The following is a 22,706-nucleotide window of genomic DNA, read 5'->3' as shown; positions in this document are numbered from 1 at the left end:
GAAAGCGGATCAAACGTCCCTGCAAGCGGCAGGGCGCCCAAGCAGGTCGTGATGATCGATAAGGCTGCCGCTCATAGAGGTTTGCGAATGAAGCCTAAAAGCGCCGAGGTGAGACGGTGATAAAGGGCATCGGCCTCTGGCGCCTGGCCTATCGCCCGCAGACTGCCATGAACCAGCCCCAACCCCAGGTTGAATTCCGTACGAACCCCGGCTTCGCGCAATGCGCGCTCGTAACAAATGCCATCGTCACGCAAGGGGTCAAATTGCGCGACGGCAATGAATGCCGGCGGCAGATCATGGAAATCGGCAGCATTGAGCGGACGTGCGTAGGCCGATTCTTCGTCGTCTGTCATATACAACCGGTGGTAGAACGCCAGTTCATCCGCGGACAGAAGGGGCGCGTCGGTGTACTCGCGGCGGGAGGGCAAATCATGGCTGCCGCCAAGCTCTGGGTAGATCAACGCCTGCCCAACCGGCTGGCGCTCACCGCCATCGCGCAGTGCCAGGCATACAGCAGCGGCGAGACTGGCACCGGCGCTGTCTCCCGCAATGGCAATGCGCCGCGGGTCGATGTCCAGCCGCAGCGCGCTCACTTGCAAAGCATGCCAGACGCTCAGGCAATCACCGAAGGCCGCCGGAAACGGATGCTCGGGTGCCAGCCGATAGTCCACCGCAATGACCACGGCATTCAGGTCGGCTGCCAGCCCGGCGGTCAAAAAGTCATGGGAATCCAGATCGCCCACGACCCAACCGCCGCCGTGCACATACATCACGCACGGCGCCGGGTGTTCGAGGGACAGGCGCTGAGGCCGGTAACTGCGCACCGGCACGCCACCGAGGGTGAAGTCTTTCACGTCCAGATCCGGCGCGCGCGCGGGCGTGAACGCCTCACACATTCGCGCATAGGCACGACGCTGCTCGGCGATGTCATCGGAAGGACTGCTGAAGCTCAGGGTTTTCGCCACAAAGGCCGTCATCTCGGCGGACAGTGGGTAAGGCTTGGGCATAAGCTCCTCTGATCTGGTAGATGGCAGCGCCGCTGGTTCGGGCTGCTATTTGTTCATCGCCACTTGCACGGCGGTCATCGCGTCCTTGCCGTCGAAGGTGGTCACGCCATCCAGCCAGCGCTTCATGTCTTCAGGGTGGTCCTTGAGCCACTGGCGGGCCACATCATTGGGTGCCTTGCGGTCCATGATCGGCACCATCATCTGACTCTCCTGGGCGGCGGTAAATTTCAGGTTGCTCATCAGCTTGCTGACGTTCGGACAACGGGAGGCGTAATCCGGCGCCGTGACCACCGATACCGTTGCCGCACCTTCGCCCGGACCGAACACGTCTTCGCTGCCGGTCAGGTACGCGATTTTCATGTTGATGTTCATGGGGTGTGGGGTCCAACCGACGAAAACCACCCATTCGTTGCGCTTGATCGCGCGCTGGACGGCCGCCAGCATGCCCGCCTCGCCAGATTCAACCAACTGGAAACCACCCAGCCCGAACTGATTCTTTTCGATCATGCCTTTGATATTGGCGTTGGCGCCGGTCCCGGGTTCGATGCCGTAGATTTTGCCGCCGAGCTTGTCCTTGAATTTAGCGATGTCGGCGAAGGTTTTCAGCCCGCCCGATGCCACATAGTCCGGCACTGCCAGCGTCGCTTGAGCGTCGCTCATGCTGGGCACCTCGAGCACTTTGACCTGATTGGCCGCCACGAAGGGGGCGATGTTCTTGTCCATCGCCGGCTTCCAGTACCCCAGGAACACGTCAAGGCGGTCATCGCGCAAACCGCCGAAGACAATTTGCTGAGCGGCGCTGGTCTGCTTGACCTCGTAGCCCATGTTTTGCAGCAGCACTTCGGCTACCGCACTGGTTGCCACAACGTCGGTCCAGTTGACCACGCCCATGCGTACGTTTTGGCATTTGGCGGGCTCTGCAGCCAGGAGGGCCGTGCTGCTCAACATTAATACAGCGCAACTGATATGACGGATTAATGGATTCATGCGTGCTCCTCGGGTCGGCTCGATATTTTTTATTCAGCTCTTTTCGGCAGTTTTTCAAGGCTTGAAGACACGCGGCAGTGCGACGGCTGCCGTGTTGACGCAAGGTACGCAGAGGGTCAAGGCAACAGGCGCACCAGCGCGACCTGTGCTTGCACTGGGGCGACATCGAATGAGGAGGCGTTCAGCGGCAGATGACCGTTCCCACGCAGAGCGTGGGAACGGTCAGGGTACGAGCTAAGGCGTTGGTTACAGCACTTTATCCAGCGTGATCGGGAATTCCCGAATCCGCTTGCCCGTGGCGTGGTAGATCGCATTGGCGATGGCTGATGCCACCCCGACGATGCCGATCTCGCCGACGCCTTTGGAGCCAAGGTCGTTGACGATGCTGTCGCTTTCTTCGACAAACAACACGTCGATCTCGCCGATGTCAGCGTTCACCGGGATGTGATACTCCGCCAGGCTGTGATTCATGAAGCGCCCAAGGTTGTGATCCGTCTGGGTCTCTTCCTGCAAGGCCTGACCGATGCCCCAGACCACGCCGCCGAGAATCTGGCTGCGCGCGGTTTTAGAGTTGACCACTCGACCCGCGGCCACCGCGTTGACCACGCGGTTGACGCGAACACTGCCCAGGTCCTCATCCACCAGCACTTCGACGAACACCGCCGAGTGAGTGGCTGTTGAATACGCGTCACGCTTCTCGTCAGGCTTGGCGTCGATCTGCACTTCAAGGGCGTCATGGGACGATTCGCGCACGATGTCGGCGTAAGCAAAGCGCTGGTCATCGATGAGCAGGTAACCGTCGCCATATCCCACATCGTCCATGTCCACCACCGCGTATTGCGGGTGGGCCATGCGCACGGCGTCGAGCAGCTTGGCGCGCAAGGCACGGCACGCCTGCTGGACCGCTGTCCCGACAGACGAAACCGTGAAAGACCCGCCCTGCAGCGGCGCTGTCGGCAGCGACGAATCGCCCAGCACGAACGTGATGTCTTCAGGGTTGACGCCGGCCGCCTCGGCGGCGATCTGAGTCATGACCGTGTAAGTGCCAGTGCCGATGTCGGTGGTGGCGCTGCTGACGGTGATCTTGCCAGTGCTGTCGATACTGGCCTTGGCGCTGGCTGGCATCTGCATGGCTTCCCACACACCACCGGCCATGCCCCAACCCACAAGCTGACGACCCTGACGCATGCTGCGCGGCTCAGGGTTGCGCTTACTCCATCCAAAACGCTCTGCGCCCTGTTGATAGCAGGCCAACAGCTCCTTGCTGGAGTAAGGCTTGCCTTCGTTGCCATTGCTGGCTGCAAAGTTGGCCACCCGCAGCTGTACCGGGTCGATGCCCGCAGCAACGGCCAATTCATCCATTGCGCACTCAAGCCCGACCATGCCGGAGGCAGCGCCGGGCGCTCGCATGTCCAGCGGCGTGTAGACGTCCAGTGGGGCGAGCTTGTAAGTCAACTGCACGTTATCGCACTGGTAAAGCATGCCGCTCCATTCCACGACATGCTCGGTGAAGTCTTCGAAACGCGATGTCTGGCCAACGACCTCATGAGAGACCGCCACCAATTTGCCGTCCTTCTGAGCGCCAAGGCGCATGTGCTGCAGGGTGTGCGGCCGGTAGCCGAACGTGAACATCTGCTGGCGAGTCAGCGTCAGGCGTACCGAACGCTTGAGCTTGAGCGCCGCCATGACGGCCAGCGGCAGCTGATACTGAGGACGCAACCCGGAACCGAATGCCCCACCGACGAAGGCAGCAAGCACGCGGATCTTATCCTTTTCCAGACCGAAGACGTTGTGCAGGTAGTCCTGGCAGTTCTGCGTGCCCTGGGTTTTATCGTGAATCTCGAGGCTGCCGTCAGCCTGATAAAACACCGTGGACGCATGCGGCTCCATCGGATTGTGATGCTCGTTCGGCGTGCTGTAGTGCGCATCGACGGACACCGCGGCCTGGGCGAAGGCGCCCTGAAAATCACCGCGCGGCTCCGGCGTTTCGGCCGGAGCTGTGTGTGCGTCGCTTTGGCCAACGCTGAGATCGGTCTGGTGCGGCTGGGTTTCATATTCGATGCGAACCAGCGAGCCAGCGTGGCGTGCCAGCTCAAGACTCTCTGCTACCACCAACGCCAACGGCTGACCGCTGTACAGGACACGGTCGTTGTAGAACGGACGGAACGGCGAGCCTTCGGCCGCGTCTGCGTCCTGATAGTCTTCGTCGTAGCTGGCGATATGAGGGCGGTTGGTGTGGTCGATGACCGCGATCACGCCCGGAACTGCAAGTGCTTGCGAGGCATCGATGCGCACGACGCGACCGCTGGCGATGCTGCTGGAAACCACGCTGCCATGCAGCAGGCCGGCTTCCGGGTACTCGCCGGCATAACGGGCCTGGCCTGTCACTTTCAGTCGTCCATCGACGCGGTCCATGGGTTGCCCGAGTGCGGAGCCCGTTGCCGAAGTAGGTATCTTGGCGTTCATTAAGCATTTCCTCCCAAGGTGGCGTCGCTCAGAGCGCGTACGATTGCGCGACGGGCCAGCTTGATCTTGAAGGCGTTGTGCGCCAGCGGCTGGGCATTGCGCAGCATCGCGTCGGCGGCGGCGACGAAGTTTTCACGAGAGACCGGCTGGCCCTTGAGGGACTGCTCCACGGCCGTATCGCGCCAAGGCTTGTGAGCCACGCCGCCCAGCGCGATGCGCACATCCCGGATCACGTCGCCGTCCAGCTCTACCGCTGCCGCTACCGACACCAATGCGAAGGCATAAGAAGCGCGGTCGCGAATCTTGAGGTAGTGGCTATGCTGCTGGAAACGCGGTGCGGGCAATTCGACGGCAGTGATCAACTCATCGTCGGCGAGCTGGTTGTCACGTTCCGGCGCATCACCGGGCAAGCGGTGGAAGTCGGCGAACTCGATCACCCGGGCACCGGCACGGCCTTGAACGTGAACCCGTGCTTCAAGCGCTGCCAGGGCAACGCACATGTCCGACGGGTGCGTGGCGACACAAGCGTCGCTTGCACCGAGGATCGCGTGGATGCGGTTCAAACCGTCTTTGGCGGGGCACCCGGTGCCCGGCTCGCGCTTGTTGCACGGCGTATTGGTATCGTAAAAGTAGTAGCAGCGAGTGCGTTGCAGGAGGTTGCCCCCGGTGCTCGCCATGTTGCGCAGCTGCGGCGAAGCACCGGCCAGAATGGCCTGGGACAGCAGCGGATAGTCACGTTCGATCAGTGGGTGCCACGCCAGATCGGCATTGCTCACCAGCGCGCCGATCATCACGCCGCCGCTGTCCGTGGCACGCACGTCCTTCATCGGCAGGCCCGTGATGTCGATAAGGTGCTCGGGGCGCGCGACGTTTTCCTTCATCAAATCCAGCAGGTTGGTGCCACCAGCAATGAACCGGCTGGTGGGGCCAGTGAGATTGACCGCCTGAGCGATGTCCGAAGGTTTGCTGTAACTAAAAGGATTCATTGGCCGCGCCCTCCTTGATCGGGTGCCGCCGCCATGGAGGGCAGCACTTCGACCACTGCCGCACGGATGTTGTTGTAGGCGCCGCAACGGCACAGGTTGCCGCTCATGAGTTCTTTCACTTCATCATCGGTGCTGGCGCGGCCTTCATTGGCCAGGCCCACCGCCGAGCAAATCTGCCCCGGCGTGCAGTAGCCGCACTGAAACGCGTCGTGCTTGATGAACGCTTGCTGCATCGGGTGCAAGGTATCGCCATCGGCGAGTCCTTCGATCGTGGTCAGCTCTGCGCCGTCACACATGATCGCCAGGGTCAGGCAGGCATTGATGCGCTTGCCGTCGCGCAGCACGGTGCATGCACCGCATTGGCCGTGGTCGCAGCCTTTTTTGGTGCCGACCAGATCCAGCTGCTCACGCAGCAGATCCAGCAGGGTGGTCCAGGGCTGCACGTCCACTTGTCGGGTCTGGCCGTTCAACGTCAGAGCGATGGAATGCCCTGCGGTGGCCGCTTGATTGGTTGCACTCATGGAAAGCCTCACGGTAGGTACTCGATCAGCGCAGTGATCTGCGTCTTAAGGGGTACGACTTGTGCGGTTTCGTAAACGTTCAGGGTTTATGACGGGCGTTTTGCCGCAGCGTCGCCCTCTTGTTGCCAACGGCGATTCGGACTTTTGCAATTCGACGACAAGCGCCGGGCCCCATCGCCCGGAGCTGCTGGTATGATGCGCGGCTTTTTGCAACTGGCAGAATTTGTGCAAGCCGTTTCGGTGAGCTGTGCTTTGCTGTTTCAGTCGACTACATAAATGACGCGAGGCGTCACCGGGGAGCCTTAAATGCTGGAGCGGTTGTTTCAACTCAGGGCACATAACACCAATGTGCGCACCGAAATTCTGGCCGGGATCACGACCTTTCTCGCGATGGCCTACATCCTGTTCGTGAACCCGAGCATCCTTGGCGAAACCGGCATGGACAAGGGCGCGATTTTCGTTGCGACCTGCCTGGCGGCGGCCATCGGTTCCACCGTAATGGGCCTGATCGCCAACTACCCGATCGCCCTTGCGCCGGGGATGGGCCTGAACGCCTTCTTCACTTACACCGTGGTCCTGCACATGGGCCACACGTGGCAGGTAGCGCTGGGCGCGGTGTTCATCTCGGCGGTGATGTTTTTCCTGCTGTCGATCTTCCGCATCCGCGAATGGATCATCAACAGCATCCCATTGCCGCTGCGCTCGGCCATTGCAGCCGGCATCGGCCTGTTTCTGGCGCTGATCGCGCTGCACAACGCAGGCATCGTGGTCAGCAATCCGGCCACCATGGTCGGCCTTGGCGATCTGGCCAAACCGGCGCCAATCCTCGCGGCACTGGGCTTTGCCCTGATCGTTGGCCTGGAAGCCCTGAAAGTGCGCGGCGCCGTACTCATCGGCATTTTGGCGGTGACCATCGTGTCGATTGGCCTGGGCTACTCGCCGTTTGGCGGCGTGATGTCGATGCCACCGTCCCTGGCACCGACCTTCCTTCAACTGGACATCCCGGGCGCGCTGAACATCGGTCTGGTCAGCGTAATTTTCTCGTTCCTGTTTGTGGATCTGTTCGACAACTCCGGCACCTTGATCGGCGTCGCCAAGCGCGCCGGCCTGATGGGCAAGGACGGGCACATGCCTAAAATGGGACGTGCGCTGATCGCTGACAGCACCGCGGCAATGGCCGGTTCCTTGTTGGGCACATCGACCACCACCAGTTACATTGAGTCGGCTGCAGGCGTAAGCGCCGGCGGGCGGACGGGCTTGACCGCCATCGTGGTTGCCGTACTGTTTTTGCTGGCCCTGTTTTTCGCGCCACTGGCAGGCAGTGTCCCGGCCTTTGCCACCGCACCTGCCCTGCTGTTCGTCGCCGTGTTGATGACCTCGGGCCTTGCCGAAATCAACTGGGACGACATCACTGAAGCAGCTCCGGTCGTGATCACCGCGCTGGCCATGCCGTTCACTTATTCAATCGCCAATGGCATCGCTTTTGGCTTCATTTCCTGGACCGTGATCAAGCTGTTGGCGGGTCGCGGCCGCGAGCTGAATCCGGCACTGGTCGTGCTCTCGGTTCTGTTCGTGATCAAGCTGGGCTTTTATCCATGAGTTCTACGTTCGACCCCGCGAGCTACACCGCTCAACTCGATGCGAAGACCGCACGCCTGCGCGAGCTGCTGGCGCCGTTCGAGGCGCCAGAGCCTCACGTCTTCGATTCGCCACGCGAGCATTACCGCCTGCGCGCCGAGTTTCGTTTGTGGCGCGATGACGGCAAGCGCCATTACGCCATGTTCACGCCGGGCGATAAGCACACGCCGATTCTGATCAATGATTTCCCTATCGCCAGCGAGCAGATCAACGCGCTGATGCCCGTGCTGCGGGATCGCTGGGAAGGCAGCAAGACGCTCAACCACAAGCTATTCCAAGTGGACTTCCTGACCACGCTGGCCGGTGACGGCATGATTACCCTGTGCTATCACCGCCCTCTGGATGACGCCTGGCAACGCGAAGCCGAGCAGTTGGCGGCCGATTTGAAGGTCAGCGTGATCGGCCGTTCAAAGGGACAGCGTCTGGTCATCGGTCGGGATTACGTCACCGAAGAGCTTGAAGTCGCCGGGCGGACCTTCCGTTATCGTCAGCCGGAAGGCGCGTTCACCCAGCCCAACGGCACCGTGAACCAGAAAATGCTGACTTGGGCCTACGACGCGCTCGGTGAGCGGGAGGATGATTTGCTCGAGCTGTATTGCGGCAACGGCAACTTCACGCTGCCACTCGCCACGCGGGTGCGCAAGGTGCTGGCCACCGAGATCAGCAAGACTTCGGTGAATGCGGCGCTGAGCAACCTGGCAGACAACGCAGTGGATAATGTCTCATTGGTGCGTCTGTCGGCCGAAGAGCTGACCGAGGCCCTGAATGACGTGCGCCCGTTTCGTCGTCTGGCGGGTATCGATCTGAAAAGCTACGATTTTGGCAGCGTGTTCGTCGACCCACCCCGCGCAGGCATGGACACCGACACCTGCGAACTGACGCGACGCTTCGAGCGCATTGTGTATATCTCCTGTAACCCGGAGACATTGGCCGCCAATATCGCTCAGTTGCATGACACCCACAGGGTCGAACGGTGTGCGCTGTTTGATCAATTCCCCTACACCCATCACATGGAATCAGGCGTGCTGCTGGTTCGCCGCTGACCTTACTGCCCATCAGGAGAACCAAGGGAATGGACACCCTCAGCGCGATGCAAGCGTTCCGCCGGGTGGTGGACAGCGGTGGGTTCAGTGCGGCGGCCCAGCTCACCGGGCAGTCGCACACGGTATTGTCTCGGCAGGTCAAAAACCTCGAACGCCAGTTTGGCACTCAGCTGCTGCACCGAACCACCCGCCGCCTGCAACTGACTGAGGCGGGCGGGCTCTTCTATCGCCATTGCGCGCACATTCTCGAACAGATGGACAGCATGGCGTTGCAGCTGTCCGAGCATCACGAGCAGCCCAGTGGCACTTTGCGCTTGAATGTGGGTACGGCGTTCGGAGAACTTGAATTGGGGCGCTGGCTGGCAGGATTTGTCGAACTCTACCCACATCTGAATATTGAACTGACCTGCACGGATCAACTTGTGGATTTGCTCGCTGAAGGCGTCGATCTGTGCCTGCGCGTGACGGATTATCTGCCCGACTCCAGCCTGGTGGCTCGGCGACTCAGTTTGAGTGAAGTCATTCTGGTGGCAGCACCCGCCTATCTAAAGCGTCAGGTGTCGGCGCTGACGACTGAAACGCTGAGCCAGCATCCGCTTCTGGTCTACAGCCGCCTGACCCAGCCAAATCTGCTGCAGTTGACAGGTCCGGATGCTCAGCAGCTTGAGATAAACATGCCTGCCCGGCTCAGCGCCAACTCGCCCATGGCGCTTCGAGCCGCCGCGATTGCGGGGGTGGGGATCGCCAGCTTCGACCGCTTCATTGTCCACGATGCTCTGGCGGACGGCCGCCTGACGCACGTGCTGCCGCAATGGACGCTACGTTCGCGCTCGTTGTACGCACTGTATCCGCAGAGTCGGTATGTGGCGCCCAAAGTGCGAGTCTTTCTGGATTACGCCCAGCAATATTACGCCGTGCCCCGGTGGGTAAGCTGATCATGCTTCAAGAAGAAGCCTGTGCTGTTATTGCACAGGTCATGCTTGATTGATGCCGTATATGCGCACCGTTCTGCGCCCTAACATCGCCCACTATTCCAAACCATAGAGGGCTCCACCATGAAACATCTGAAGAAAATGACCAGCGCAAGTCTCGCCTTGTTGGTGATCGCTACAGCGGCTATTGCCGCAAATAATGCGCCCGACTCGGTGGTCTCACTACGCGTCGCTCAGTTGAAGTGGCAAGAGGTTCCAGGAACTCAAGGCGCCGTGGGTTATGCCAATACCGAAGGCGACATTCTGAGCAAAGGCAAAGGCTTCTACTCCGCCTTCGTGACCTTCAAGGCCGGTACCGACAATGGTCTGCACCTCCACAGCCAGGCACTCCCCACCGTTGTGATGGCCGGTACTTTCTATGCGGTCATCGACGGCAAGCGCACCGAGTACCCGGCTGGCTCTTTTTATAATCTGCCTGCCAGGCAAGTCCATGAAAGCGGCTGCGCAGCCGGCGAAGATTGTCTGTTGTTCCAGTACCAGGACAACAATTTCGATCTGGTTCCAGTGAAAGGTTAACGGTAAAGGCTCGGCAGCCGACGGTCTTCGGCTGCCGTTTGCACGTCGTTACTCCATTAAAGTTCTGACAGCTACAGGCATACACACGCTTACCGGTGTATAACAGTCAGCCGTCTTTTACTGCGATGGATGCCCCGCCTTGAGTTCCGAACCGCCCGCTTCATCTTCCGAATCGTCTGCCAAAAGCGCCCTGCGTCTGCCCGGCTTTTTCGCTTTTCTGACCGCGCGTCTCGCGGCTGTATTTGCCATGCAGATTCAAGCGGTAGTCGTCGCCTGGCAGGTCTACGACATGACCCGCAGCCCGATCTCGCTCGCCTACGTGGGCCTGGCGCAGTTCATTCCGATGCTGCTGCTGTTGATGCCCGCTGGCGACCTTATTGACCGTTATGATCGCAAGCTGATCCTGACCATAAGTTGGTCGGTTCAGGCGGTGTGCAGCCTGATGCTGATGCTGTTTTCGGTCACGCACCATCAGGACACTCGACTGATTTACGCCACTTTGGCGCTGTTCGGCTGCGCACGAGCCTTCACAGGTCCCGCATTGCAGAGCCTGCTGCCACAGGTGGTGCCCCGTGAAAAACTCGCCTCGGCGATCGCCACCAATAGCATGATCATGCGCATCGCTACCATCGCCGGGCCTCTGGTCGGCGGCGGTTTGTATGCTGCCGGTGGCGGCGGGCTCACCTACTCGGTGTGCATGGCCAGCTTTATCGCCGGCGTGTTGTTGCTCATCCGTGTACCGGTGCTTTATGCCGGCAAGAAGCAGATCCTGGAATCAACAGCCTGGAAGCGGTTCACCGCAGGCATCGCCTTTATTCGCTCGCGGCCGATCATCCTCGGGACCATTTCGCTTGACCTGTTCGCCGTGCTGCTCGGCGGCGTGGTAGCGCTATTGCCCATCTACGCTCATGAAGTGTTGCACCTCGGTCCGCAGGGGCTGGGTGCGCTGCGCAGTGCCATGAGCCTCGGCGAGGTCGCCACCGGTCTGTACCTGAGTTTTCGACCTTTTGACCGGCATGTCGGCCTGGTCATGTTCATTGCCGTTGCGGTCTTTGGAGTGGCCAATCTGGTGTTCGCGCTGTCGACGCTGTTCTGGCTGTCGCTGCTGGCCCTGATGATCGCCGGTGCGGCGGACATGGTCAGCGTCTATATCCGCTCCACGCTGGTGCAGTTTTCGACGCCGGACGACATGCGCGGACGGGTGAATGCGGTGAATATGCTGTTCATCGGCTCGTCCAACGAACTGGGCGAGTTCCGCGCCGGCAGCAGTGCCGCGCTCTGGGGCGCCGTTCCTGCGGCGATCATCGGCGGGCTATGTACCTTGGGGGTTGTCGGTGCCTGGATGGTCGGTTTCAAAGCGTTGCGTCAGGTCAACCACTTCGCCGACGCCTCGCCGGCCGAAACTACCGAGAAGCAGACTGCTCGGGTTTGAGGAAGGCGGTCCCAGAGGGCTCGCACGTGAAGCGGGCCCATTGGAATGCGCCCAGTCGCGCGCGCCCTACTCCACTTTCTCCTGAACCGAGGGATACCTCGACGACGAGTACCTCACCACCAGGATTGAAAACGCCAGCAACAGCACCCCGCCACACACGTAAATGATGCCCATGTCCGGCGCCTTGTGATGCGAGACGTCGCTGATCAGCAAACGGATAAGCGCTGTGACCCCAATGTAGAGAAGGAACCGCAGGGGCATGTGGTTGGTTTTGAAATAGATGCCGACCATCGCACCCAATTCCAGGTAGATGAACAACAGCAGGATGTCATCCACGGCGATGTACTCCTGCCCAAGCATGCCGATAAATGCCTTTATCGCTGCATACGCAGTGACCGCGCCGATGCCGAACAGAGCCAGATAATGAAACGCCTCAACCGCAAGGTTACCCAGGCTGTTGGCGCCGCCATGGAGCTTAGCCCGCATCCGGTCTGCCCACTTCACGCTGCCCATCGCGCGCCTCCCGTCCATAAGCCAGAACTGTTGGTGAAGCGACGCCTTGCGGCGCACCCGCATGCCAAAAAGCGCTGACGTTGAGCCGAGCCAGTTTTCACGACGTAATTCCTTGAGCAGTTCAGATGAAGCGTAGGGCGCGCACGTGACATCCGCTCGCGCGCGGCTCGACAGTAGCTAGCATTAATAGGGCCATTAGCCTGTGCTGGGAACGTGACCGGATGTCGCAACCGGATGATCGGCAAAAAGTGAAGGCGGCCCCTACCCAAGCTCTAATGATTCACCTATGCTGCGCACTGTATAAATAGACAGTAAAAAGACAGCGCGTGCTGTCTTGCATCACCTTTCGGCCATGTGCGCCAACCGCGCGAGCTGATCCCTAACAACTCTGGAAATGACGACGAGGCCGACAATGGCTGTTGAAACCCTTTACCGCAGTACGCGTGATTTGGAGACTACGTTCGTGGACCGCAAACTCGCCGATGCCCATGATCAGATGCTGGAACTGGCAGAACTGCTTACCGACGTGTTGATGAAGAATGTTGCCGGTCTTACCGAAAAACACGCCGAAGATGCCAGTATCTTCATGGCCAAAAACCGCGCGGTTTTCGCTGCGGCTTTCAAGAACAACGCCTTGGCCCTCAATGAGCTGACACCCACGGAGCAAGAGGCAGAGTAATCGCAGGGGTTGAGATTGCGGGGCAAGACGCTGCGGTTCACTCCTGATCGAGTAGCCGCTCTGCCAGCGCATCTGCGACGCGCGCGGGGGAGCGCTTTTCAGCCTGGGCATGGGCAAATACTTCAGTCAGCCGTGTGCCGATCTGAGAGAGATGTGCAGTGATCGTTCCGTCAGTTGCCCCCTGGTGCTGAAGCGCCACATAGATGAGGCCTCCGGAGTTGATGACATAGTCCGGGGCGTACAGAATGCCGCGCGCTTCCAACTGATCGGCAATGGCGGCACAGCTGAGCTGGTTATTCGCGCCACCCGCGACAGCAGCGCAACGCAACTTGGCAACGCTGTGACTGTTCAGGACCCCGCCCAGCCCGCAGGGCGCGAGAATGTCGCAGGGCGTGCTGAGCAACGCCTCACTGGCAATCGGTTTAGCACCGAATTGCTCCATGGCGAGCTGGACTTTGCCGCTGTCCAGATCTGCAACCAAGAGCTCGGCGCCCGCCGCATGCAGCTGTTCAGCCAGCGCATATCCCACATGCCCCAAGCCCTGTATCGCTACCCGCAAGCCTTCCAGGTTATCGCTGCCCAGCCGGGCCATCGCAGTGGTGCGAATCCCCGTATATAACCCCAGCGCGGTATGTGCCGAGGGGTCGCCCACCGCGGTGGTGCTGGTGACGTGTCGAGTGCATTGCGCAATGCAATCCATATCCTCCCTCGATGTACCGCTGTCCATGGCCGTGATGTACCGGCCGTCCAGGCTTTCGACAAAACGCCCGAAGGCCTCAAACAAGGCAGCCCTGTCCGGTACATGAGCCGGACGCATGATCACTGCCGTCCCTCCGCCCAGAGATAACCCGGCAAGGACAGCCTTGTAGCTCATGTTCCTGGCCAGTTGAATGGCGTCTTCTACAGCGCTCTCTTCAGTTGGATAGGACAGGTAGCGACAGCCGCCGAGCGCTGGGCCTTTTCGGCTGCTGTGAATCGCGATCACCGCCTTCAAGCCGGTACCGGGCTCGACCATCATGTGCAGTGATTGCACGCGTGAGCTTTGCATGAGAGCGAACATGGGCAATGCTCCCTTTTTCGTACTGGCGAGTATAGGCGCTGGATGAAAAAAGGAAGGCACCTGCCGCGGCATCCTGACGAGGGACAGTTACTGGGCCCCGGCCACGAATCATCGCTGGACGAAGGCGCCAGTCAGGGGATAAAACAGAGCCAATGGTTAAGTTTTCGCGTCGCCCGATACCGCCGGAGAAGTCGATGAGTCCGCGCCAGCAATGCCTTGCCTGTCTGCAGCAGAATCCGCCGTCCACGTTTGAAGCGGCCTTGTGGATTGCGGCAGAACACGATGAACAGGTTGATTTCCAGGCCTTCCACGACCAACTGGCCACGCTGGAGCGCAGCATCGGCGCTGCGCTTCCCATGCTGCCGGCGACTGAACTCGCTCAGCCTTTGCTGCGGCAACTGGCGGCACTGGGTTTCCAACAGGACGATGCCGCTCAACCCAAGCCTCAAGCGGCGATGCTTCACAAGATCATTGAGCGGCGTCGAGGCCAGCCGCTGGGGCTGGCATTGGTTGCACTTCACATTGCCAAGCGTCTCGATATTCCACTTGAAGGGGTCAATTTCCCGGGGCACTTTCTGCTGCGTGTGCCACGTGCCGATCATTCGCTTGACCCCTGCGGCGGGCGCAGGCTGTACCCAAAGGACTGCCGGGAGTTGCTGCTGCGTCAATTCGGCCCGAACGTGCCATTGATGGCCGAGCACATGACAACCGCAACCCCTGCGGCAATGCTTCAACGCTTGTCGCGAAACCTGCGCTATTTGCACCAGTTAAACGACGACTTGATCGCGGCACTCAAGGATGCAACGCGGGTGATGGAACTGGGTCAGGCCAACACCAGCGATTATCTCGCTCGCGCCAGCCTGTACCAGCATCTGGATTGCCCGCAGGCCGAACGCTTCGATCTGGAGCATGCATTAATGTTGAGTGAAGATCCGGTGCAGAAACTGCGCCTCACCCAGCGCTTGCAATCGCTGCCCAGCGGGCGCGCTATTCATTAACCGGTCTGGGCGGCCAGTTTTTTCACTGCCCACTGGCCGACCTTTACAATCAGCGCCTTATCGTGGGTAACGACTGTCTTGACGCCGGCGCCTCCCATTAGTGCTCCATAGACTGCGGCCCCAAAAAACCAGGACGCGGTCGCGCGGTCGCCGTCGTGATAGGCGAGCAAACCCCGTTGCATATCGATGGTCAGGTGAAGCCCCGTCCATGCGAGGGCTGCGCCAGGGAACGGCATCAGCAGCGCGGCCCCAAGCAACCTTACAATAGAATAAGTCTTTTCAATCCAGCGCTCCGTCGTACTCCTGGTCTGGGCATCGACATCGGCAACGATCCGACTGATCTGTTCGTCGTAAAGATCGTGGATGTCCGTGACCCGATCGGTGTTCTGATGCTCCGGGTTTTCAATGGTAATCCACCGCCCCGGGAGGTTGCGGTCCATTGCATCAAAGAGAGACCCGACAGTGGGTTGTCCCTTGTACGGAACACGAAGGTAGTAATAGCGGCGCATGTCAGGCGAACCCAAGAGTTCCACATAGTTAGTCAGTTTTCTGAAACTGATGCCGTCCGGAGCATCGGGCGTATATAACAAATTGAAGTCGCCGTCTGGGGAGCTGAAATCGCGAAGCATATACACGCCTTGTACGGTGTAACCGGCGAAGCGGAACATAGCTGCGCTACTGCGCTTGATACGGTCTTGCAGCCCTTTGTTTTGCTCGAGCACCTGTTTATCCAGCGAAACAATGAGCTGCACTAGCCACTGGTACTGCGCGGTTGATAAATGACCTTTTAAAAACTCCCGCATTGCTGCCAGGCGCATATCGAACTGTAGACGCCTGCCGAACAGTGCTCGGCGATAGTGGTACTGCTCGTGAGATGAGTTCAAAAACTCCTGCCGGATCCATTGGATGTAGCGCTCACCCAACGCCGCCTCACGCAGCGCCTTGTCCACTCGCTGGGCAAAGTAAAGGGGCAGTGCCCTCAAGTCCTGTCCCACCGATGAATACATAGGTGCCTTGGAAGTGAACGCGTACTGATCCGAAAACCCTTCCATAAACAAGCTAGTCAGGGACCTGAGCCGGGAGTACTCGGTGAAGTCCGGGGTTGCGACGTAATCGGCGTTGTCCAGATCCACGAAGATCGTGTCGGTATCGACGCGTTCGCCCACGCCCTGGCTGCTGATGTAATCGTTGAGCAGCTTGCTGCCTTCGCGCCTGGCAAATTGTTCAAATGACACCATTGCCTGAGTTGTGTGTACGAAAGCCTTGTCCAACTCGTTGATCCGATTTTCCAGCAACGCCAGGGCGCCACGGTTAGCGTAGGTGGTTTCGTGAGTGAACCCCACCAAAGCAGATTCATCGCGCGTCAATGCCCGCTCGATTTTGTGGCTAGTGGCATCTGAGAGGCGCTCCTCGAAGTTGTCGCCGTCCAGCTCGTGGAACACCACACTGGACTCACTCCACAATGTGCCCTTGCGACGCACTTTTTCCAGGAAGTCGGAATGGTCAGGCTCAGTGGTTATGGCGCTTTGGTCGAGCAAATAGCGGGCGCCCGCATCGGCCGCCAGCCAGCGGCCGACTTCAATGGACAACTGGCGCCATGAGTTGAATCCAAACAGGTCCTGGCCGCCTGGCGCACCGGGGGCATAGAGCGCGTAATGATCGTCGCCTGCCGCATCCCGGCTACGGAATACCAGAATATCTTTGAAGCGTACGCCATTGACGGCCAGTTTCAGGCTCCCCAGGGTCATCACCACATCGTCTTGGACAATGTCCGCGCGCACACCATGAATCAGATCCAGGCTTCGCTCGCCCACCAGGTGTCCTTGCAGCAAAGCAGCCATGGTGCTAAGTGCCAGAGCAGCGTCCCGCCTATGGGTCAGGGCGCGCAGGGTCCGCTCATGGGTTAGCCGCGCTCTAAGCTGCTGTCGGTAGCGGCGCTGGACATCCAGTTCATTGAGCATTGTCTTCACAAAACCGAATGTGAACGCAGGGTTCGCATGTACCGCAGGGAGAATCACCTCGCCGTCGCCTGAAACTGTGGGCAGGCCGAGCATAGCGAACTCAATCAGTGATTTGCAGTTTTGGATCGAGAACGCACCGCTCTGGATATCGAATTCGTCCGACAAGCTGATCATCACCTGCTGCACGTCAACCGAGTAACCCAGATGCTTGCGCACATAGCGGCCAATCTCATTACGAGCAAATACCTCCAGCGATTCCAGCCCGTCCATCAGGGCATCAACGGCCTGCTTGCGCTCGGTGTATTGGCGATCGAGCTTCGCATAGAGCTCGCGATCCGCAGGCTCTGCGTATTTCAGCCATTGCGGCTGAGCAAGGTCCTCGGCACGTACAGAAAGGCTCTTGAATCGATGCCCCATCGCCTCATCGACATGAGCACACACCTGCACTTCACTGACCTTTTTCAAAAAAGCCGGGTAGCTGTCGCTGCTCGCTTTGGCCTGTTGCACCAGAAAATCGAAATCCCTGGCCTGTTTGTTACGAAGGCCCGCCACATGGCAGTGCAGCATTGGCTCTACACAAGGCTCGTAATCGAGGTCATCGTTGCCGACGACGTGGTTTTCAGGCAACCGCGCCAAGTCCGATAAACACAGGGTTTTCAGCAACGGGTCTTGGCCCGATGTGCCGGACAGTCGCCGAGCCAATTGGCTGTTGAGTTCAGAAAAGGACTCATACCGTTCAACCCCGCCTGCGGCCATGAGCAGATAGCATGGGCCGGACGTATGACGCGCATCTGCAGCATTTTCGTCCTGTGTGACCGCGAAGACCGAAAGCAGTGGTGCTGTCATTTCACCCGGCAGGCGCAGGGATATCTTGAAAAGCCCGCCAGTGGGTTGATGGCTGAGTACGTGTACGAGGCGGTTTTTCTCCTCCTTGTTGAGTCGTTGCTCAGTGAATTGAAACTCGATGTCGTGATTGAGTGCCGATTGATGATGCCTGCTGATGACTTGGTGGCGGGCTGCACTTTTCCCTTCAGCCGGTGACGTCTCATGGCTATCCCATGCCAAGGCGAGCGCCCCGTGATAGGCCCCGGGAAACTTCGCCAGGACCTGACTAAAAACACTCTTGATCGTGATGAAGTCTTTTTCTGCCACCCGATGCTGCGCCTCGGCGCTCTCGTGGTGGTAATACAAAGCCTGGATTTTCGGATCGAACGCTTTAGCTCCCGACGTCATTGCCTGAATTAGTGCATCAGTAAGCGAGCACGAACCTTGCGCCGTTTGGGGCGCGGATGGACCGTTCAGAAAAATAATGTCCGGGTTCCACACCTGTACACGCCCGCGCAGGAAACCTGAAAGGCGGTCGAACGCGACGTCCCGAAGCGAAGGGAGGTCTTCCAGTACCGAGGTGCATTGCGAGCAGGCGGTCGTAAAGGCGAGAAGGTGCTGAGTAGCGGTGTGCTGTTGAGCAGCACCTGTACTGTTGGAGTGAATTACAGCAGATAGATCATTCATGGATACAGCTCCGATTAGGAACGGCCACGCCCACCAGCATCCAGCCGATGAGTACAACGTAAACCATTCGAGAGCTCCATTTCAGACCTTTGCTGAGCATCGAAAGCGGTACATATTGCTTGGCTGACGATGTTGAACCGACGCGGTTTGCAGGAAATAAACCTGGTGGAAGGCCGCCGAGAGTCTTGTCCTACTGTTGCGATGTCAGTAAGAGCCGGGATGGAATCGAATTGCTTTCGTCATCCGGGGGTCCCACATTGGGTGCACTTTGATTTGAACAAATGTCGCCGTATTTAGCGGACACGATTGCAGCGGCTGTTTTTTAGAGTTTCTACGCCGATTATTTCGGTAGATGTAGAAGCTCAGAGAAATCCCACAGCATATTAAGCAACATTCCTACTCAAACTTCTGTTTAAACATTAGTCATCACAGTGAGGTGAGAACACCCACCCTGATAACTCAATGAATGACTAATGGAGCTTCACGATGTTTACAAAAAAAATGATTACGCTGACCCTGGCGGCATGCCTGACGTCGCTCGCCGGTGCGGCAACTGCGCAACCTGCAGCAAATACCTTCAACTTCTGCACGAAAAAGTCCGGGTCAACTTCGTCGGGTCACGTAGGGGCACAGCAAGAAAAGGTGATCTACGGGCCGTATAAGGTGACGTGCGGGACTACTTCCCATCATTTCAACGTGAAAGGTGCGTCAGGACAAGTCCCCGTTATCGTCCAGCAGTTGAAAAACGGCGGCTGGGCTTCCATCACTGCAGCGACGTACGACCCTTCAGGCCGTTTCGGAGCCGGCATATTTCGGCTGGTAATCGATAACCGACAGAGCAACACGTCAGTCAGCTATACCGGGGCCTTTGTCGTTCCCATGTAATAACCAAGCGCCTGGGGCTAGCTGGATATGGCCCCAGACGTTATCCCTCGTTTAGGCGCGGATATTGACCAATGACCGCTCGCGAGGACGCTTCATATATTCCTCCAACGCCATCACCACAGACAAAGAAGTTTTTAGCTCAACCAGGGCGCCTCGAGCATGCTCATTGCCGTCTCTGATGGATTCCTGCAACTGACTAAGCTGCTTGCTGAAAAACTCATATACATTGACCTCCTTACCCATGTTGATTTCATTCCCCATCGAGTCGAACTCGACATCAATGCTCGACATGGCACCAATAAGATCCCCATCTATTATCCCTCGCTCGGCAAGCAGAACGCCCAGTTCCATCAGCTCTTTGTTGCTGGTCCTGCGCGGGTCAAATCCGCTCAGGCTGATGTTCAGCCCCTCCAGTTTTTTGATGCCTGGAATGTTCTCGTCCGCCCAGTACTGACGCACCTTCTGCTTGACCGCTTCCTCCTCGGGGCTGAGGCCGGACCTGACTTTGAATCGCTGGTCCGGTATGGCCACATAAACACTTAACCGCTCCTGTACCTTAATCAAATTGCCAATCATGAAACCTCCTGAAATTCGCTTGTTCTCAGGAGGTGTCGGGTAATCGAAGGCTGGGTTTAGGCTGAAAAGCCAAAGACGGGATCATTGCCTTATTTAGAGACCTGTCCTACATCGCCGCAAATAATGCTCCTACAAAAAAGGCCAAATCGATCTCTCGAGTTGGCCTTTGTATATTCGAACGACTGATCAGCCGAACCTCTGCAGATTCGCCATCATCTCTTTAAGAGCTTCGGCGCTGTCCGCCGGATGCACAGCGTTGCTGAAGTCACTGATGGATGCCCATTGCGCCGCGACATCTTGCGGTGAAAAGCCTGCATGCGGGTCAAAGCCGGCACCCAGGCTACGCTCCCAGCGGACCTTGCCCATCCAGCCGCCACCCACTTCATACAACCCGCCGCTGTCAGGGCACTGCTCGCTGCCCAAAAAAACCACCAGCGGGCTGACCAACTCAGGCTTCAGCAGATCGAACACGCTGGCCGGGATCAAGCCTTCGGTCATACGAGTCCCGCCGGTCGGAGCGATGGCGTTGACCAGAATGTTGTTCTTGCGCCCTTCAATGGCGAGCGTGCGCGTCAACCCGTAGAGGCCAAGCTTGGCCATGCCGTAGTTGGCCTGTCCAAAATTGCCATAGATGCCAGACGTGGACGACGTGAAGATGATGCGTCCATAGTTCTGTTCTCGCAGATGGGGCCAGGCAGCGCGGGTAACCTTGTAGGCGCCTTCGACGTGAACGCGGTAAACCAGGTCCCAGTCGGTGTCTTCCATTTTGGCGAAGCTTTTGTCACGCAGGATGCCTGCGTTGTTGACCACTACGTCCACCCGGCCATAGGTGTCGAGCGCATTCTGAACGATCTTGTCGCCATCGGTGACCGAGTCGTGATTGGCGACTGCTTCGCCGCCCTCATCGAGGATTTCCGCGACCACTCGATCCGCCGCCGAGGCATTGGCACCTTCGCCGTGGGCCGAACCGCCGAGGTCGTTTACGATCACGCGCGCGCCGTGTCGCGCAAACAGCAAGGCATGCGCGCGCCCGAGCCCGCCACCCGCACCGGTGACGATCACTACCTTGCCTTCGAAATCCATGGACTCACTCATGTCGCTCCCCCTGATGATGATGCCGGCTCTATCCTGGGTCCTGAGCCCGTCAGGCGTCAGTACCAGCATAAGCGGGCGAACTGTCAGCGAGTGTCAACGACTCGCTGTCAGGTCACAATCAATAGGGGGCGCGCTGAATAATGGCCGATAACGCCCAAGGATGGATGAGCCCATACTCACGCTGGTAATGGGTCGTCGCAAGCCGCCATGGCAAGAGCGTCAAGCGGCCGCGTCATACAGCAGCATCAGTCAGGCATCAGGCGTTCAGGTGCCTGATGAACTCGGCAAGCCAAGGCTCGGCATCGCTTTCAGGCGTGACGGTTTCGCTGGCATCCAGACGCAGCATCTCCCGCACCTCGCGTATACCCAGTTCGCCGAACAGCTCACGCATCAATTCTCCGCCCGCACAAAAGGTATCGCCGTAACTCGCATCGCCCAATGCGATCACTCCACCGGGCAGCCCACGCCAGTCAGCGGGCAGGGCATCACGGATCTGATGGTAGAGCGGCTGGATGTTGTCCGGCAGCTCGCCCATTCCGGTCGTTGAACTCACCGCCAGAAGAGCGCCTGGCGCAAACGCCTGCAACTCGGCAAGCGTGGCGCGCGGGTTGAACAACACCTCATACCCTGCATATTTAATGATCTGTTGCGCATGCCGAGCCACTTCTTCCGCCGCGCCGTAGACCGAGCCTGCAATGATCGCGACCTTCATTGTTCATCCTGTGACGTAAGAATTTCAGACATTATGCCGCAGCAGGGTCCCGAATTTCGCATTGCGATTTTGTGAATCACCCGTCTGGCAGCAATCGGGCACCGCCAGCGAACTGCTACCAGAAATGATTTTCAACGATAGCAGTGAGCACCTGTCCAATCTCCATCAGTCAGGCTCCTTCCATGCCGGCTTCGCTCATTCGGCGACGACGTTATGCAGCCCGGCGCAAAGGGGTCGAGTTATGCAGCAAAGTGGCGCAAGCTCGGCTGGAGATGCGAATCCTGAAGGGGTAACATTCAGCAACTGACGAGCGGTCGCAACCAAACTGCGAACGATCTGTCTGCTTTCTCAATAACCGGTTAATCGAGCCTGGCCATGCAGCGCGACAATCTCCTCACGCCTGATGAACTGGAGTTCATCCAGAAGATGCAGCACAACCCGACGCTGAATTTGCGGGACAAATCCAGCAGTCTGGTGGTGAATGGCGGCGTGCAGATCCAGGATCTGCTCACTCGCCTGGCGGCGCATGAGCAAGTCACGATCCAGGCTCAGTTCGACAATCAGCAAATGACCTTTCCCCTCCACTTGGTGGAAGACGAATTTCATGCGCTGCACCTGGAGTTGGGCGCACCGAGCATCTTCGAAGAAGGCCCGCGGATTCGCCCCTGGCGCCTGACCCTGCCCGAGCCGGTGCCGCTTGAAACCGAGAAAGGCTCACCGACAGCGCTGTGGGTTCATGAGATTTCCTTCAAGGGCATTCTGCTGGAGATACGCAAGCAAACCAAACCGCCAAAGTCCTTTGCTGCCTTTTTCACGCCGTTGGGCGACGCTCCCATCGCACTGCGCGGTACCTTTGAGCGCTTGACCCAACATGGGCTTGCCGCGTATCGCCTGAGTCAGAACAGCAAGGAAGATACGGAGCGCCTGCGCCAGTACATCCTTCAAGAGCACCGCAAGATTCATCCTTCTATGCACCTCTGAGGCTACTGGCCCATCGGGCTCCGCTGCCTTTCGCTGTCCGCCGACAAACACCTCTGGCTTTATCGCAAGATTCAGGAATAATCCTTGCTTGCTTTTTCCAGCGAAGCTGACGCAGTGCCACCACCCCGGCGCAGTGTCACGTGGTT

At 58.8% G+C, this 22,706-nt stretch carries 20 protein-coding genes; 9 read left to right on the top strand and 11 right to left on the bottom strand.

What is annotated here, in order from left to right:
- Positions 1–71: 71 nt before the first annotated feature.
- From LT42_RS22605 to LT42_RS22585, 5 genes are all read right to left on the bottom strand, one after another.
- A complete protein-coding gene (locus tag LT42_RS22605) occupies positions 72–1,007 on the bottom strand; it encodes an alpha/beta hydrolase (protein WP_037018433.1) in 936 nt (311 codons plus the stop codon).
- Positions 1,008–1,052: 45 nt separating this feature from the next.
- Positions 1,053–1,994, bottom strand: a complete 942-nt coding sequence (gene choX / locus LT42_RS22600; protein ID WP_037018431.1) for a choline ABC transporter substrate-binding protein — start codon at positions 1,992–1,994, stop codon at positions 1,053–1,055.
- Positions 1,995–2,240: 246 nt separating this feature from the next.
- Positions 2,241–4,460: a xanthine dehydrogenase family protein molybdopterin-binding subunit gene (locus LT42_RS22595; protein WP_037018428.1), complete on the bottom strand. Its 2,220-nt coding sequence runs from the start codon at positions 4,458–4,460 to the stop codon at positions 2,241–2,243.
- Positions 4,460–5,446 carry an FAD binding domain-containing protein gene (locus LT42_RS22590; RefSeq protein WP_037018426.1) on the bottom strand — a complete coding sequence of 329 codons (987 nt, stop codon included), beginning with the start codon at positions 5,444–5,446 and terminating at the stop codon, positions 4,460–4,462. Before LT42_RS22590 ends, LT42_RS22595 begins: the two co-directional genes overlap by 1 nt.
- A complete protein-coding gene (locus LT42_RS22585; protein WP_037018424.1) occupies positions 5,443–5,967 on the bottom strand; it encodes a (2Fe-2S)-binding protein in 525 nt (174 codons plus the stop codon). The genes LT42_RS22590 and LT42_RS22585 overlap by 4 nt, the downstream gene beginning before the upstream one ends.
- A gap of 306 nt (positions 5,968–6,273) precedes the next feature.
- Here LT42_RS22585 and LT42_RS22580 point away from each other — a divergent pair, with 306 nt between their 5' ends.
- The 5 genes from LT42_RS22580 (at position 6,274) to LT42_RS22560 (ending at position 11,588) form a co-directional block, all read left to right on the top strand.
- Entirely contained in the window at positions 6,274–7,566 is a 1,293-nt protein-coding gene (locus LT42_RS22580) for an NCS2 family permease (protein ID WP_037018421.1), read from the top strand.
- Positions 7,563–8,648: a tRNA (uridine(54)-C5)-methyltransferase TrmA gene (gene trmA / locus LT42_RS22575; protein WP_037018418.1), complete on the top strand. Its 1,086-nt coding sequence runs from the start codon at positions 7,563–7,565 to the stop codon at positions 8,646–8,648. Before LT42_RS22580 ends, trmA begins: the two co-directional genes overlap by 4 nt.
- 29 nt (positions 8,649–8,677) lie before the next feature.
- The gene (locus LT42_RS22570) at positions 8,678–9,583 is read left to right on the top strand and encodes a LysR family transcriptional regulator (protein ID WP_037018415.1); all 906 of its coding nucleotides are present in this window, start codon (positions 8,678–8,680) and stop codon (positions 9,581–9,583) included.
- 120 nt (positions 9,584–9,703) lie between these two features.
- Positions 9,704–10,156 carry a cupin domain-containing protein gene (locus tag LT42_RS22565; protein WP_037018413.1) on the top strand — a complete coding sequence of 151 codons (453 nt, stop codon included), beginning with the start codon at positions 9,704–9,706 and terminating at the stop codon, positions 10,154–10,156.
- Positions 10,157–10,295: 139 nt separating this feature from the next.
- On the top strand, positions 10,296–11,588 hold the full coding sequence (locus tag LT42_RS22560; protein WP_037018410.1) for an MFS transporter: 1,293 nt from the start codon (positions 10,296–10,298) through the stop codon (positions 11,586–11,588).
- 66 nt (positions 11,589–11,654) lie between these two features.
- On the opposite strand, the gene LT42_RS22555 is transcribed toward LT42_RS22560, so the two are convergent.
- Positions 11,655–12,101, bottom strand: coding sequence for a phosphate-starvation-inducible protein PsiE (locus LT42_RS22555; RefSeq protein ID WP_037018408.1), 447 nt, complete (start codon positions 12,099–12,101; stop codon positions 11,655–11,657).
- A 412-nt stretch (positions 12,102–12,513) separates the two neighbouring features.
- Here LT42_RS22555 and LT42_RS22550 point away from each other — a divergent pair, with 412 nt between their 5' ends.
- Entirely contained in the window at positions 12,514–12,780 is a 267-nt protein-coding gene (locus LT42_RS22550; RefSeq protein ID WP_037018406.1) for a YebG family protein, read from the top strand.
- A 37-nt stretch (positions 12,781–12,817) separates the two neighbouring features.
- Here LT42_RS22550 and LT42_RS22545 read toward each other — a convergent pair whose 3' ends face one another.
- Positions 12,818–13,840, bottom strand: a complete 1,023-nt coding sequence (locus LT42_RS22545; RefSeq protein ID WP_037018403.1) for a Glu/Leu/Phe/Val dehydrogenase family protein — start codon at positions 13,838–13,840, stop codon at positions 12,818–12,820.
- Between the two features lie 194 nt (positions 13,841–14,034).
- Between LT42_RS22545 and LT42_RS22540 the strand changes: the two genes are divergently transcribed.
- Complete coding sequence (locus tag LT42_RS22540) at positions 14,035–14,838, top strand: SirB1 family protein (protein ID WP_037018400.1); 804 nt, start codon at positions 14,035–14,037, stop codon at positions 14,836–14,838.
- On the opposite strand, the gene LT42_RS22535 is transcribed toward LT42_RS22540, so the two are convergent.
- Positions 14,835–18,311, bottom strand: coding sequence for a dermonecrotic toxin domain-containing protein (locus LT42_RS22535; protein ID WP_152597728.1), 3,477 nt, complete (start codon positions 18,309–18,311; stop codon positions 14,835–14,837). The two genes, LT42_RS22540 and LT42_RS22535, sit on opposite strands and share 4 nt — an antisense overlap.
- A gap of 486 nt (positions 18,312–18,797) precedes the next feature.
- On the opposite strand from LT42_RS22535, the gene LT42_RS22530 reads away from it, so the two are divergent.
- On the top strand, positions 18,798–19,196 hold the full coding sequence (locus tag LT42_RS22530; RefSeq protein WP_037018395.1) for a hypothetical protein: 399 nt from the start codon (positions 18,798–18,800) through the stop codon (positions 19,194–19,196).
- A 51-nt stretch (positions 19,197–19,247) separates the two neighbouring features.
- Here LT42_RS22530 and LT42_RS22525 read toward each other — a convergent pair whose 3' ends face one another.
- The 3 genes from LT42_RS22525 to LT42_RS22515 form a co-directional block, all read right to left on the bottom strand.
- A complete protein-coding gene (locus LT42_RS22525) occupies positions 19,248–19,772 on the bottom strand; it encodes a hypothetical protein (RefSeq protein WP_037018393.1) in 525 nt (174 codons plus the stop codon).
- A 186-nt stretch (positions 19,773–19,958) separates the two neighbouring features.
- Positions 19,959–20,867 carry an SDR family oxidoreductase gene (locus LT42_RS22520; protein WP_037018391.1) on the bottom strand — a complete coding sequence of 303 codons (909 nt, stop codon included), beginning with the start codon at positions 20,865–20,867 and terminating at the stop codon, positions 19,959–19,961.
- Positions 20,868–21,123: 256 nt separating this feature from the next.
- Positions 21,124–21,579, bottom strand: a complete 456-nt coding sequence (locus LT42_RS22515; RefSeq protein ID WP_037018388.1) for a flavodoxin — start codon at positions 21,577–21,579, stop codon at positions 21,124–21,126.
- A gap of 375 nt (positions 21,580–21,954) precedes the next feature.
- Here LT42_RS22515 and LT42_RS22510 point away from each other — a divergent pair, with 375 nt between their 5' ends.
- Positions 21,955–22,560: a hypothetical protein gene (locus tag LT42_RS22510; protein WP_037018386.1), complete on the top strand. Its 606-nt coding sequence runs from the start codon at positions 21,955–21,957 to the stop codon at positions 22,558–22,560.
- Positions 22,561–22,706 lie beyond the last annotated feature (146 nt).

It is taken from the genome of Pseudomonas lutea, from assembly GCF_000759445.1.
GTDB lineage: Bacteria > Pseudomonadota > Gammaproteobacteria > Pseudomonadales > Pseudomonadaceae > Aquipseudomonas > Aquipseudomonas lutea.
Note: the sequence above shows the minus strand (reverse complement) of the source record. Positions and strands in the feature narration are given on the sequence as shown.

Bases quoted from the DNA above. Each gene is read 5' to 3' on its own strand.
- LT42_RS22605 (WP_037018433.1), bottom strand. From the start codon at position 1,007: ATGCCCAAGCCTTACCCACTGTCCGCCGAGATGACGGCCTTTGTGGCG.
- choX (WP_037018431.1), bottom strand. From the start codon at position 1,994: ATGAATCCATTAATCCGTCATATCAGTTGCGCTGTATTAATGTTGAGC.
- LT42_RS22595 (WP_037018428.1), bottom strand. From the start codon at position 4,460: ATGAACGCCAAGATACCTACTTCGGCAACGGGCTCCGCACTCGGGCAA.
- LT42_RS22590 (WP_037018426.1), bottom strand. From the start codon at position 5,446: ATGAATCCTTTTAGTTACAGCAAACCTTCGGACATCGCTCAGGCGGTC.
- LT42_RS22585 (WP_037018424.1), bottom strand. From the start codon at position 5,967: ATGAGTGCAACCAATCAAGCGGCCACCGCAGGGCATTCCATCGCTCTG.
- LT42_RS22580 (WP_037018421.1), top strand. From the start codon at position 6,274: ATGCTGGAGCGGTTGTTTCAACTCAGGGCACATAACACCAATGTGCGC.
- trmA (WP_037018418.1), top strand. From the start codon at position 7,563: ATGAGTTCTACGTTCGACCCCGCGAGCTACACCGCTCAACTCGATGCG.
- LT42_RS22570 (WP_037018415.1), top strand. From the start codon at position 8,678: ATGGACACCCTCAGCGCGATGCAAGCGTTCCGCCGGGTGGTGGACAGC.
- LT42_RS22565 (WP_037018413.1), top strand. From the start codon at position 9,704: ATGAAACATCTGAAGAAAATGACCAGCGCAAGTCTCGCCTTGTTGGTG.
- LT42_RS22555 (WP_037018408.1), bottom strand. From the start codon at position 12,101: ATGGGCAGCGTGAAGTGGGCAGACCGGATGCGGGCTAAGCTCCATGGC.
- LT42_RS22550 (WP_037018406.1), top strand. From the start codon at position 12,514: ATGGCTGTTGAAACCCTTTACCGCAGTACGCGTGATTTGGAGACTACG.
- LT42_RS22545 (WP_037018403.1), bottom strand. From the start codon at position 13,840: ATGTTCGCTCTCATGCAAAGCTCACGCGTGCAATCACTGCACATGATG.
- LT42_RS22540 (WP_037018400.1), top strand. From the start codon at position 14,035: ATGAGTCCGCGCCAGCAATGCCTTGCCTGTCTGCAGCAGAATCCGCCG.
- LT42_RS22535 (WP_152597728.1), bottom strand. From the start codon at position 18,311: ATGAATGATCTATCTGCTGTAATTCACTCCAACAGTACAGGTGCTGCT.
- LT42_RS22530 (WP_037018395.1), top strand. From the start codon at position 18,798: ATGTTTACAAAAAAAATGATTACGCTGACCCTGGCGGCATGCCTGACG.
- LT42_RS22525 (WP_037018393.1), bottom strand. From the start codon at position 19,772: ATGATTGGCAATTTGATTAAGGTACAGGAGCGGTTAAGTGTTTATGTG.
- LT42_RS22520 (WP_037018391.1), bottom strand. From the start codon at position 20,867: ATGAGTGAGTCCATGGATTTCGAAGGCAAGGTAGTGATCGTCACCGGT.
- LT42_RS22515 (WP_037018388.1), bottom strand. From the start codon at position 21,579: ATGAAGGTCGCGATCATTGCAGGCTCGGTCTACGGCGCGGCGGAAGAA.
- LT42_RS22510 (WP_037018386.1), top strand. From the start codon at position 21,955: ATGCAGCGCGACAATCTCCTCACGCCTGATGAACTGGAGTTCATCCAG.